Genomic DNA, 12,171 nt, shown 5'->3' with positions numbered 1-12,171 from the left:
TCTTCTGGTGTTCGCTCGTCTTTTTGCTTTGCCCGGTCTGCTGCTTGTCTGCCTGATGACGCTGCTGCCGCTGGCGCCCGCCCAAGCGGTCGGTCTGCCCGGCCTGCTCAACACTTCCAAACCGCAGCCTGAAGCCGTGGAACCCCTCGGCCAGTCACTGGACGAAGTGATCAAGTCGCTGGAAAACGACAAGCAACGCGCGCAGTTGCTCAGCGATCTGAAGAAGCTGCGCGACGCTACGAAGAAAGCTCAAGCCACCCCGGAAGAAGGCGTGCTGGGCCTGATCGGCGGCACCCTCGCCAGCTTCGAAAAACAGTTTTCCGGCGCCGACAGCCCGCTCACCCGCTGGTCCAACGAATTCGATCTGGCCAAGGACGAACTGACCAGCAAGCTGCTGCCGGCCAATGAATGGCTGCCGATCATCTTCGGTTTCGCAGTGATCCTGATGGTCTGGAGCCTGCTCGCCGCCGCGCTGATCTGGCTCAGCCACCGCGTGCGTCTGCGCTTCGGCCTCACCGAAGAACTGCCGCAACACCCCAAGGCCCTCGACATGCTGCGCTTTGCCCTGCGCAAGCTCGGGCCGTGGCTGATCGCATTGGTGATGACGGTGTACATGAGCTACGTGCTGCCGTCTTCGCTGGGCAAAAGCCTGGCGATGGTGCTGGCCTATGCCTTGGTGGTCGGCACCTGTTTCTCGGCGATCTGCGTGATCGCCTTCTCCCTGCTCGACGGCCCGCATCGCCATCGCGCGCTGTACATCCTGCGTCATCAGGCGTTTCGGCCGCTGTGGCTGATCGGCAGCTTCGCCGCGTTCGGTGAAGCGCTGAGCGATCCGCGTCTGGTCGAGAGCCTGGGCGTACATCTGGCGCACACCGCCGCGACCACGGCCAATGTGCTTGCGGCGCTGTCGACCGGCCTGTTCATTCTGCGATTCCGCCGACCGATCGCGCACCTGATCCGCAACCAACCGCTGTCACGCCGCCTGACCCGCCGCGCCCTCAGCGATACCATCGAAATCCTCGGCACTTTCTGGTACGTGCCGGCACTGGTGCTGGTCGGCATCTCTCTGTTCGCCACGTTTGTCTCCGCCGGCGACACCAGCACCGCGCTGCGCCAGTCGCTGATCTGCACGGTGCTGCTGGTGTTGTGCATGGTGATCAACGGCCTCGTGCGCCGCCATTCGCTGAAACCGCAACGCGGGCCGAAACGCCATGCGCTGTATTCGGAGCGACTGAAAAACTTCTTCTACACCCTGACGCATTTGCTGGTGTGGCTGATCTTCATCGAACTGGGCCTGCGCGTCTGGGGCCATTCGCTGATCGCGTTCGCCGAAGGCGATGGCCATGACATCAGCGTCAAACTGTTCAGCCTGATCGGCACGCTGATTTTCTCCTGGCTGATCTGGATCCTCGCCGACACCGCCGTACACCACGCCCTCACCCGCTCGCGCAAAGGCCTGGCGAATGCACGGGCGCAGACGATGATGCCGCTGATCCGCAACGTGCTGTTCGTGGCGATTTTCATCATCGCGCTGATCGTCGCGTTGGCGAACATGGGCATGAACGTCACACCGCTGCTGGCCGGTGCCGGCGTGATCGGTCTGGCCATCGGCTTCGGCGCGCAGTCGCTCGTCGCTGACCTGATCACCGGCCTGTTCATCATCATCGAAGACTCGCTGGCCATCGACGACTACGTCGACGTTGGCGGCCACCTCGGCACCGTCGAAGGCCTGACCATCCGCACCGTACGCCTGCGCGATATCGACGGCATCGTCCACACCATCCCGTTCAGCGAAATCAAAAGCATCAAGAACTACTCGCGGGAATTCGGCTACGCGATCTTCCGCGTCGCCGTGCCATACAACATGGAAATCGACGACGCGATCAAACTGATGCGCGACGTCGGCCAGAAGATGCGCAGCGATCCGTTGCAGCGCCGCAATATTTGGTCGCCGCTGGAGATTCAGGGTGTGGAAAGTTTCGAGTCCGGCAGCGCGATTTTGCGCGCACGGTTCAAGACTGCGCCGATCAAGCAGTGGGAAGTTTCCCGGGCGTTCAATTTGTCGCTGAAAAGGCAACTGGATGAGGCGGGGCTGGATCTGGCGACGCCAAGGATGAGTGTGCAGGTGATTACGCCTGGGGTGGAAATCAAAAAGGAAAGCTGAACAGAGATGGCCCCCTATTGGCAGGTAATACCAATAGGGGGCTAGTTTTATCTGGCTTTGAAACCAGGTTTTCCTTCGGCGGCCCGCCACCTTTTGACTTCCGCCACAATATTTTCCGGACCGCTTTTCCCCGATTCTGGGTAGTAGATCAAATCGGAACCCGCTGGATGTTCGCTCAGTCGTTCAAACTCCATTACAGCTGAGGTTTGCCCCTTCTCAGTCGCGTAATCCGATTGGTATATCTTTTGTACGAAATGCAAGAATTGCTCTTCGGACATTTCATTGATCATTAATTTTTTCATTACTCGCCTCCCTTATGAACTGCCAAATGCTGTTTCGGAGTTAGCAACCGCAGGTTGTCAATATCGTACAACTGCCCACCATCCGATAACGATGAGACGTGGTGCAACTCAAACTTCACTCGTTTACCAACCCGATCGCCCGCTTTCACATACGGTGATCGGCCTTTGCTCATTGCACTGAGACTACCTGGATCAAACGACATCGCCAGTTCCGCATCAGCGCTCACCGCTTTCCAGAAAGTCTCCCTGAATGCCCTGAAATCCTTGAAATTCTTGCCTCGCAATTGATCTGCAATTTTTGAGGGAATTGCCGCCCCCTCACCTTGCGTGGCCGCCTCCAGCCATCCACCCGCAACCGGCGCTCCATGACCACTCGCCACCCCTGGATCATTGCGTCGATCCCGGAACATGACGTACTGCGGTGGCAGGCCCGATTCCGACGGGAAGACCAGAATGAAGTCGTCGAAACGAATGCCGCCCCGCCCTGGGTGAGCGTCGATCCGTCCTTCAATCGGCACGAGGTTGCCGCCGATATATCGAGGTGGGGACGGATTCTCGATGGGGAACAGCGTTGAACTGTCTGCCGGCGTTACTGCGGGAGTCCAGACCGCGGTTGTCGGCGGGATGTCAGTGAGCGTCGCGCTGTAAGTGTTGTTCCCCGCGTTGAAATCAGCTGCAACCACGCGAACGCCGGAAGGCCGTTTTGTCCCCGCTACCGGAACGACAAGCAGTTCGGCGAGAGAGCCCGTCAGCGGCCGGGCGCTCAAACGTACCGGCAGATTCAGTCGTGCTCTTTCGCTTGCCAGCCTGTCCAGATCAGGCAGTTGACCGGGCAGCAGATCTGCCAGTGGGAGGCTGAGCAGAAAGCGTTCAGGCAATTCCCCATTGCCCAACACCGGGGAGTAGACAAACGCACTCACCCCCACCATCAGCCCGGACGCCGCGCCGGCAGCCAGCCCCGATAAACCGGCCATCGCCGCGCGAATCGAAGCGGCAAAACCCGCCATCAGGTTGTCGGCAATCGCGACCGCACCCGCGGACGTCGCAAATACCAGTTGGGCGTGGCTGGTATTGCCCTGAAAGCGCAACAGGCTACTGTGCCCACCGGAGGTGTCCTGCCGGCGCTTTTCCTCAGCAACCCTGCTTGCTTCGGCCTCAGCCTCAAGCGCTGCCTGTTCCTCGGCACGCTTGCGCTCTAGTGCCTCAGCCGCCAGACGGGCCTGTTCCTCTTCGAGCCGCCTGATTTCATCGGCCGCGGCCTGCCGCGCCAGCTCCTCCGCCTGCCGCCGCGCCTGCTCCTGAGCGACGCGGGCCTGTTCCTGTGCAACCTGCCTGGCGTATTCCGCCGCCAACCGCGCCTGCTCCTGAGCGATCCGCTCGGCTTCCTGCGCTTGCACCACGGCAATCATGCCCTTGACCGTGGCCGACTGGCTGTTCAACACGCCAATGCCTTCAACCAGTAACTTGGCGTTGAACAGAGCGCTATAAGCCTGCCGTACGCTGACGCTGGCGCTTCGCCGATTGACTTGCGGTAAGCGGCCTCCGTTGAAAAAGGTTTCAACCTGGGCGTGGCCGAAACGTTCGATGGCCACGTCCTTGGCCACCAAAAGCGCACCAAACTTCCTGGCGATCAGGGAATCCCTGAATTGCATCTCCCGCGCCAGCGCATCCAAAGGCGGCAAGACACTTTGATCACCTGCTGCCCGCGCTTCTGCCAGTTCATTTTCAATGACCTGAGCAATATTCCTGGAAGTATCTTTATAGATACTTTCCATATCGAGTATTTCACCCAACGGCGCAAAGTTAATGCCTGGTCCCGAGCCGTCCCCTGCACCTAAATAATGTAAATATTCATCTTGTTTATCCGGACGCACAACAATCGGCGGAAGCGTTATTCCATTACGCTGCATTTATAAATCCTCCATGGACAATAGTTTTGTCGCACTGACCCGTTACCCTCAAACAGCCAATAACGTGACCGGCACCTGGAGAAATTTATGGAAATAGATGTTGTGCGGTGCGGTACATGGTTATCGCCCGCGTTTTATCTGTCACGCCGGACGAAACTGATAAAGCGGTAGGAGTTTTCGCTGATAACTTATGCTCAAACGTAAATCTGTCGGAGCGCATAGCGCTTTCCGGACCCGATCGCACTTGCGTGCAAAGCCTTTGTCACAGGCAAGGAAGCCAACAACAATAATCAAGGAGAAGCCCATGCAACTGACGCGCATTGCCCAGACCCTTTTGCTCACCCTGGTCGCCAGCCACGCCAGCGCCGAGACGATGGACAGCGCCCGCACACGCATCGCCGAGCAGGCGCAGAAGCTCGAACCGGAGCTGCTGGAAACCCGCCGCGACCTTCACGCTCATCCGGAGCTCGGCAACACCGAAAAACGCACCGCTGAACTGGTCGCCAAACAGCTGCAAGCCATGGGTCTGGAAGTGAAAACCGGCGTCGCCCGCACCGGCGTGGTCGCCATTCTCAAAGGCGCCCTGCCCGGCCCGACCGTGGCCCTGCGCGCCGACATGGACGCGCTGCCGGTCAAGGAAGTCTCCGACTTGCCGTTCGCTTCGAAAGCCAAAGGCACGTATCTGGACAAGGAAGTCGACGTCATGCACGCCTGCGGCCACGACGCCCACACCGCAATCCTGCTCAGCGCAGCGAAAATTCTGACGGGCATGCGCGACACCTTGCCCGGCACCGTGGTGTTCTACTTCCAGCCCGCCGAAGAAGGCCCGAGCGACTTCATTCCCGACGGCAAAAACACCTGGGGCGCGAAGATGATGGTCGAGGAAGGCGTAATGAAATCGCCGAAACCAGACGCGGTGTTCGGGCTGCACGTCTGGGCCGGCGTCCCCGCCGGCCAGATCGCCTACCGCCCCGGCCCGACCCTGGCCAGCTCCGACGACCTGCGCATCAAGATCCACGGCAAACAAACCCACGCCGGCCGCCCCTGGGATGGCATCGACCCAATCACCGTCGGCGCGCAAACCATCGTCGGCCTGCAAACCGTGGTCAGCCGCCGCACCGACATTTCCTCTTACCCGTCGGTGGTCAGCATCGGCACCATCAACGGCGGCACCCGCTACAACATCATCCCCGAATCACTCGACATGACCGGCACCATCCGCTCCTACGACTACGGCATCCGCCAGAAACTGCACAGCGACGTACGCCAGACCATCGAGAAAATCGCCGAAAGCGGCGGCGCCAAAGCCGACGTCACCATCATCGAAAAATACGACCCGACGATTAACAACCCTGCACTAACCGAGAAAATGCTGCCGACATTGAAGTGGGCGGCCAAGGATGATGTGGTGCAGGGACCGCTAGTGGGTGGGGCGGAAGATTTCTCGTTCTTCGCCAAAGAGGCGCCGGGATTGTTTGTGTTTCTCGGGGTTACGCCGCGGGATCAGGACATGAGCAAGGCCGCGCCGAATCACAATCCGGGGTTCTTTGTGGATGAGTCGGCGCTGGTGGTTGGGGTGAGAACATTGGCGTCGTTGGCGACGGATTATCTGTATGGGAATGCGGCGGTGGGCAAGTAGGAAGGGGTGACTGTGGGGGCGCCTTCGCGAGCAGGCTCGCTTCCCACAGAAAAGCGAAAGCAAAAACAAAAGATCGCAGCCTTCGGCAGCTCCTACACACGATGAGCGTTAGCTCGAGCACCGCTTTTGATCTTGATCTCGGAGCCCGTCGGCAGGCTGAGTGGAGGGATTGATCCGGGCGTGGGAGCGCAGCGACCGTACGACGCAGTCGTACACAGCGAGTGTAGGTGCAGCGAAGCAAACCGGAGCCGCTGCGCCAGGATCGATCCCGCAGCGAAGGAACCCCGAGCCCCAGCGAGCGGGCCGAACGTCAGGGCGCAGCCTTTTGGTTACTTTTTGGCGTTTGAAAAAGTGACCCGCCGTAAGGGCGGAACCATAAGAAGCCGTTACCGCAGCAACGGATATTCACCCAACCCCCCAAAACCTGGTTGGCCCAAAGGCCGCCAAGGTCAAAAAAGATCAAACCACATCAACCCCTACGTGAATCGCATCATGCCGCCAAAACTCCAGATCACAATCAATCAGCCGCCCATGCTGATCATAATTGACCCGAGCAATCCTCAATCCCGGACTCCCCACCGACACCCGCAAAGCCGCCGCCGCATCGACAGATAAAGACGTAGGCACAATCTCAAACCGCACCCGCCCATAGTGCAAATCGAAATGCCGCGCATACAACTCAGTGATCGACTGATTCAAATCAAACTCAAGAATCCCCGGAAAAAACTGTGGATTCAGATAGTGCTCCACATACAACACCAGTCGGCCATCAATCCGCCGCGAGCGGCAAATCTGGATCACGCTCGACAACGCCGGCAGCTGCAACCACGCACACACCGCCGCCGAAGCCGGCTGCAACCGCGCCGAAATCACCTCGGTCGACGGCTCACGCCCCTGCGCACTGACCATGGCGTGAAAATGACTGCGCTGCATCAGGTTGTACGCCAGACGCGGCGGCGACACGAACCAGCCGCGCCGCTCCTCACGATAAATCTGCCCTTGCGCCTCCAATTGCAACAGCGCTTCACGCACAGTGATCCGCGTCGTCCCGAACAACTCGCTGAGCTTGCGTTCAGCGGGCAACTTGCTCCCGGCCGTCAGCAAACCATGATCGATCTGCTCCTGCAGCACCTGGCCAATCGCTGTCACCGCTTTCGTTGCCTCATCGCGCATCAACGTTACCTATCTGGACTAGACCAGCACTGTTTCAGGGCAAATCCGGGCGCTGCTCAGAGCGCTTTCGTCTGTTGCAAGCCTAGGCAGTGCAGATGACCGACAGATGACAAAACTACCAACGGTCGTTTTCACGGCTTGCAATACATCGGCCAAGTGCCTTGCTTATCGGGCCTGCGTCATGGTCTACGCTTGTTTGGCAACGGCCAATCCCGGGCGGAGAAAAGATCAGCCATAAGGCCATCGACATCAAAATGTCATCCAGCCCGCCTAAATTGGCTCAGGTATTGCTGACCTAGACCAACCCAACCGCAATCGCAGCGTTGAACACGACCAAGGAGCTTCGGAATGAAACAGCTTTTCCTGGCAACACTGTTAGGCTCGACCATTGCAATGTGCAGCGCCGCCATGGCGGCCGACACCGATCTGAAAACCCTCGAAGCCGCTGCGAAAGCGGAAGGCGCCGTCAATAGCGTCGGCATGCCCGACAACTGGGCCAACTGGAAAGGCACCTGGGATGATCTGGCTGCGAATTACGGCTTGAAACACATCGACACCGATATGAGTTCGGCTCAGGAAATCGCCAAGTTCGCCGCTGAAAAAGACAACGCCACCGCCGATATCGGCGACGTCGGTGCTGCCTTCGGCCCGATCGCGGTCAAGCAAGGCGTGGTGCAACCGTACAAGCCAAGCACTTGGGATCAGATTCCGGACTGGGCCAAGGACAAGGACGGCAACTGGGCACTGGCCTACACCGGCACCATCGCCTTCATCGTCAACAAGAAGCTGCTGAACGGCTCCGACGTGCCGACCAAATGGGCTGACCTGAAAACCGGTAAATACAAAGTCTCCATCGGCGACGTGAGCACTGCTGCCCAGGCCGCCAACGGTGTCCTCGCTGCCGCACTGGCCAATGGCGGTGACGAGAAAAACATCAAGCCTGCACTGCTGTTGTTCGCCGACCTCGCCAAACAGGGTCGTCTGTCGATGGCCAACCCGACCATCGCCACCATGGAAAAAGGCGAGATTGAAGTCGGCGTGGTCTGGGACTTCAATGGCCTGAGCTACAAAGCCAAGATGGCCAACCCGGATGATTACGTAGTGCTGATTCCATCCGACGGCTCGGTGATTTCCGGCTACACCACGATCATCAACAAGTACGCGAAAAACCCCAATGCCGCCAAGCTGACGCGCGAATACATCTTCAGCGACGCCGGCCAGACCAACCTCGCCCGCGGCAACGCCCGGCCGATCCGCGCCGAACACCTGCAACTGCCGGAAGACGTGAAAGCCAAGCTGCTGCCGAACGAGCAATACAAAAACGTTACGCCAGTCAAGGACGCCGACGCGTGGGAAAAGACCTCCAAAGCCCTGCCGCAGCAGTGGAACGAAGAAGTCATCGTAGAAATGAAGTAATCCTTCATCTGTAGGAGCTGCCGAAGGCTGCGATCTTTTGATCTTGCCCTTTAAAAGCAACATCGAAAGATCGCAGCGTCCGGCAGCTCCGACACAGATTGGTTCCAGATTTGTTTTCGGAGTTCTTGCCCCTATGAAGCACACCGTCATCCTTGTCGTGCTCGACGGCCTTAACTACGAGGTTGCGTGTCACGCCATGGGGCATCTGCAGGCTTATGTTGGCGCAGGACGCGCGGCGCTCTATCAACTGGAGTGCGAATTGCCCGCCCTGTCCCGACCGCTTTACGAATGTATCCTCACCGGCGTGCCACCGATCGGCAGCGGCATCGTCCACAACAATGTCTCGCGCTTGTCCAACCAGCGCAGCATCTATCACTACGCCCGCGATGCCGGGCTGAAAACCGCCGCTGCGGCGTATCACTGGGTCAGCGAGTTGTATAACCGCTCACCGTTCGTGGCCGCGCGCGACCGCCACACCGACGATCCGACATTGCCGATCCAGCACGGGCATTTCTACTGGAACGACCATTATCCGGATTCGCACCTGTTCGCCGACGCGGAGAACCTGCGCCTGCGTCATGCGCCGGATTTCCTCCTGATCCACCCGATGAACATCGACGACGCCGGGCACAAGCACGGCCTCGACAGCTCGCAATACCGCAACAGCGCGCGCTCGGCTGACGTCATCCTCGCCGACTATCTGCAGAGCTGGCTCGACGCTGGTTACCAGGTGCTGGTGACCGCCGACCACGGCATGAACAACGATCGTTCGCACAACGGCCTGCTGGCGGAAGAACGTCAGGTGCCGCTGTTCGTCCTCGGCGAGGCGTTCAGCCTCAACCCTGATGTCACACCGAAGCAGACCGAGCTCTGCGGCACGGTTTGCGAGCTGCTCGGCGTGCCCCACGACAAACCTGTGTGCCGGGAGCTGCTCAAGTGAATGCCATGAATCGCGGCAAATGGCTCGCGGCGCTGTGTCTGGTGCCCTTCGCGCTGTTCTTTATCGTTTTCGAAATCGCCCCGCTGGTCTGGGTGATGATCAACAGCCTGGAATCGGAAGAGTCCGGCTGGGGCCTGGCCAATTTCAGCAAGATCTTCGGTTCGAAGTTCTATCGGCAGGCAATCCAGTACAGCCTGGAGATCAGTTTCTGGTCGAGCGTATTCGGCATCATCATCGCCGTGCTTGGTGCGTATTCACTACGCCGCGTCGATTCGAAGCTGCGCAACTTCGTGAATGCCTTCGCCAACATGACCAGCAATTTTGCCGGCGTGCCGCTGGCGTTCGCGTTCATCATCCTGCTCGGTTTCAACGGCAGCATCACCATCATGCTCAAGCAGTCGGGGATCATTCAGGACTTCAACCTGTATTCGAAAACCGGCCTGATCATCCTCTACACCTATTTCCAGATTCCCCTCGGCGTGCTGCTGCTCTATCCGGCTTTCGACGCTCTGCGTGAAGACTGGCGCGAGTCCGCCGCACTGCTCGGCGCCAACGGCTGGCAGTTCTGGCGGCACATCGGCCTGCCGGTGTTGACCCCGGCGTTGCTCGGCACGTTCGTGATCCTGCTGGCCAACGCCCTCGGCGCCTACGCCACGGTTTATGCGCTGACCACCGGCAACTTCAACGTTCTGCCGATCCGTATTGCGGCGATGGTCTCCGGCGACATTTCCCTTGACCCGAACCTGGCCAGCGCGCTGGCGGTGGTGCTCGTGGCGCTGATGACCATTGTCACCGTCGTGCATCAATTGCTGTTGAAGAGGAGCTACCATGTCTCGCGCTGAATCCGGCCCGGCCGGCCTCTACCACCGCGTCGTGGTCTATCTGCTGTTCGCCATCCTGTTGTTGCCGCTGCTGGGCACGCTGGTCTATTCGATCGCCAGCAGTTGGTCGGCAACGATTCTGCCCAGCGGCTTCACCTTCAAGTGGTACATCCAGCTGTGGAGCGATCCGCGCTTTCTCCACGCATTCGGGCAGTCGCTGATCGTCTGCGTCGGCGCGCTGGTGTTATCGGTGGTGTTGATCCTGCCGCTGCTGTTTGTCGTGCATTACTACTTTCCGAAACTCGATGCGCTGATGAACATCCTCATCCTGCTGCCCTTCGCGGTACCGCCGGTGGTGTCCTCGGTGGGGCTGTTGCAGCTCTACGGTTCCGGGCCGATGGCGATGGTCGGCACACCGTGGATTCTGATCGGCTGCTACTTCACCGTGGCGCTGCCGTTCATGTACCGCGCGATCACCAACAACCTGCAAGCGATCAACCTGCGCGACCTGATGGACGCCGCTCAACTGCTTGGCGCCAGCACTTTTCAAGCGGCGTATCTGGTGGTGCTGCCGAACTTGCGCAAAGGCCTGATGGTGGCGCTGCTGCTGTCTTTCTCGTTCCTCTTCGGAGAGTTCGTGTTCGCCAACATCCTCGTCGGCACGCGCTACGAAACCTTGCAGGTGTACCTGAACAACATGCGCAACAGCAGCGGCCACTTCACCAGTGCGCTGGTCATTTCGTATTTCTTTTTCGTGCTGGTCCTGACCTGGATCGCCAACATCTTGAACAAGGACAAAAGCGAATGAGCTACGTCAGCGTCCAACACCTGCAGAAAAGTTATGCCGGCACCACGGTGTTCAGCGACATCGATTGCGAAATCAACAAAGGCGAGTTCGTCACCCTGCTCGGCCCGTCCGGGTGCGGCAAGTCGACTTTGCTGCGTTGCATCGCCGGCCTGACCCCGGTGGATGGCGGCAAGATCCTCCTCGACGGTGTCGACCTCGTGCCGTTGAGCCCACAGAAACGTGGCATCGGTATGGTCTTTCAAAGCTACGCGCTATTCCCCAACATGACCGTCGAACAGAACGTCGCCTTCGGCCTGCGCATGCAAAAGGTCAACGCCGATGACAGCCACAAGCGCGTCTCTGAAGTGTTGAAACTGGTTGAACTGCACGACTTCGCCAGCCGCTATCCGCATCAACTGTCAGGTGGGCAGTGCCAGCGTGTCGCCCTCGCCCGGTCGCTGGTGACCCGCCCGCGCTTGTTGCTGCTGGATGAGCCGCTGTCGGCGCTCGACGCACGGATTCGCAAACACCTGCGCGAACAGATTCGTCAGATCCAGCGCGAACTCGGCCTGACCACGATCTTCGTCACCCACGATCAGGAAGAAGCGCTGACCATGTCGGACCGGATTTTCCTGATGAACCAGGGAAAGATCGTCCAGAGCGGCGACGCCGAAACCCTCTACACCGCTCCGGTCGATGTATTCGCCGCCGGCTTCATCGGCAACTACAACCTGCTCGACGCAGATGCCGCCTCGAAGCTGTTGCAACGGCCGGTCAACCATCGCATCGCCATCCGCCCGGAAGCCATCGAACTGAGCCTTGACGGCGAACTCGACGCGCAGATCCGCAGCCACAGCCTGCTCGGCAACGTCATTCGCTATCGCGTCGAAGCGCGCGGGGTGGAACTGGTGGTCGACGTACTCAACCGCTCCGCCGCCGATCTGCATCCCGACGGACAACGCCTGGCACTTTCCATCGATCCGACGGCCCTGTGTGAGGTAGCCTGATGACTTTGCTGA

General features: G+C 59.4%; 10 protein-coding genes. 7 read left to right on the top strand and 3 right to left on the bottom strand.

The annotated features are described in order from the left end of the window. Positions 1 to 7: 7 nt before the first annotated feature. Entirely contained in the window at positions 8 to 2,164 is a 2,157-nt protein-coding gene (locus PSH90_RS08145) for a mechanosensitive ion channel family protein (protein WP_041479310.1), read from the top strand. A gap of 47 nt (positions 2,165 to 2,211) precedes the next feature. On the opposite strand, the gene PSH90_RS08140 is transcribed toward PSH90_RS08145, so the two are convergent. Both PSH90_RS08140 and PSH90_RS08135 read right to left on the bottom strand, forming a co-directional pair. Next, positions 2,212 to 2,466 (bottom strand): bacteriocin immunity protein, encoded by a 255-nt coding sequence (locus tag PSH90_RS08140; protein ID WP_076566779.1) that lies wholly within the window; start codon positions 2,464 to 2,466, stop codon positions 2,212 to 2,214. Beyond that, positions 2,466 to 4,376: an S-type pyocin domain-containing protein gene (locus PSH90_RS08135; RefSeq protein ID WP_305382498.1), complete on the bottom strand. Its 1,911-nt coding sequence runs from the start codon at positions 4,374 to 4,376 to the stop codon at positions 2,466 to 2,468. The genes PSH90_RS08140 and PSH90_RS08135 overlap by 1 nt, the downstream gene beginning before the upstream one ends. A 304-nt stretch (positions 4,377 to 4,680) precedes the next feature. On the opposite strand from PSH90_RS08135, the gene PSH90_RS08130 reads away from it, so the two are divergent. Beyond that, positions 4,681 to 6,015, top strand: a complete 1,335-nt coding sequence (locus PSH90_RS08130) for an amidohydrolase (RefSeq protein WP_305382497.1) — start codon at positions 4,681 to 4,683, stop codon at positions 6,013 to 6,015. Between the two features lie 459 nt (positions 6,016 to 6,474). On the opposite strand, the gene phnR is transcribed toward PSH90_RS08130, so the two are convergent. Beyond that, a complete protein-coding gene (phnR, locus tag PSH90_RS08125; protein WP_150741339.1) occupies positions 6,475 to 7,188 on the bottom strand; it encodes a phosphonate utilization transcriptional regulator PhnR in 714 nt (237 codons plus the stop codon). A 348-nt stretch (positions 7,189 to 7,536) separates the two neighbouring features. Here phnR and PSH90_RS08120 point away from each other — a divergent pair, with 348 nt between their 5' ends. The 5 genes from PSH90_RS08120 to PSH90_RS08100 all read left to right on the top strand — a co-directional run bounded on the left by PSH90_RS08120 (position 7,537) and on the right by PSH90_RS08100 (position 12,159). Further along, positions 7,537 to 8,604, top strand: a complete 1,068-nt coding sequence (locus tag PSH90_RS08120) for an ABC transporter substrate-binding protein (protein ID WP_041479304.1) — start codon at positions 7,537 to 7,539, stop codon at positions 8,602 to 8,604. Between the two features lie 133 nt (positions 8,605 to 8,737). Continuing rightward, positions 8,738 to 9,544 carry an alkaline phosphatase family protein gene (locus tag PSH90_RS08115; RefSeq protein ID WP_305382496.1) on the top strand — a complete coding sequence of 269 codons (807 nt, stop codon included), beginning with the start codon at positions 8,738 to 8,740 and terminating at the stop codon, positions 9,542 to 9,544. Positions 9,545 to 9,549: 5 nt separating this feature from the next. Next, positions 9,550 to 10,386, top strand: a complete 837-nt coding sequence (locus tag PSH90_RS08110) for an ABC transporter permease subunit (protein ID WP_305382494.1) — start codon at positions 9,550 to 9,552, stop codon at positions 10,384 to 10,386. Beyond that, on the top strand, positions 10,373 to 11,173 hold the full coding sequence (locus tag PSH90_RS08105; RefSeq protein ID WP_305382492.1) for an ABC transporter permease: 801 nt from the start codon (positions 10,373 to 10,375) through the stop codon (positions 11,171 to 11,173). Before PSH90_RS08110 ends, PSH90_RS08105 begins: the two co-directional genes overlap by 14 nt. Continuing rightward, positions 11,170 to 12,159 carry an ABC transporter ATP-binding protein gene (locus PSH90_RS08100; protein ID WP_073472631.1) on the top strand — a complete coding sequence of 330 codons (990 nt, stop codon included), beginning with the start codon at positions 11,170 to 11,172 and terminating at the stop codon, positions 12,157 to 12,159. Before PSH90_RS08105 ends, PSH90_RS08100 begins: the two co-directional genes overlap by 4 nt. Positions 12,160 to 12,171 lie beyond the last annotated feature (12 nt).

This window comes from Pseudomonas sp. FP1762, assembly GCF_030687105.1.
GTDB lineage: Bacteria > Pseudomonadota > Gammaproteobacteria > Pseudomonadales > Pseudomonadaceae > Aquipseudomonas > Aquipseudomonas siliginis.
This window is presented reverse-complemented; position numbering and strand designations above follow the sequence as displayed.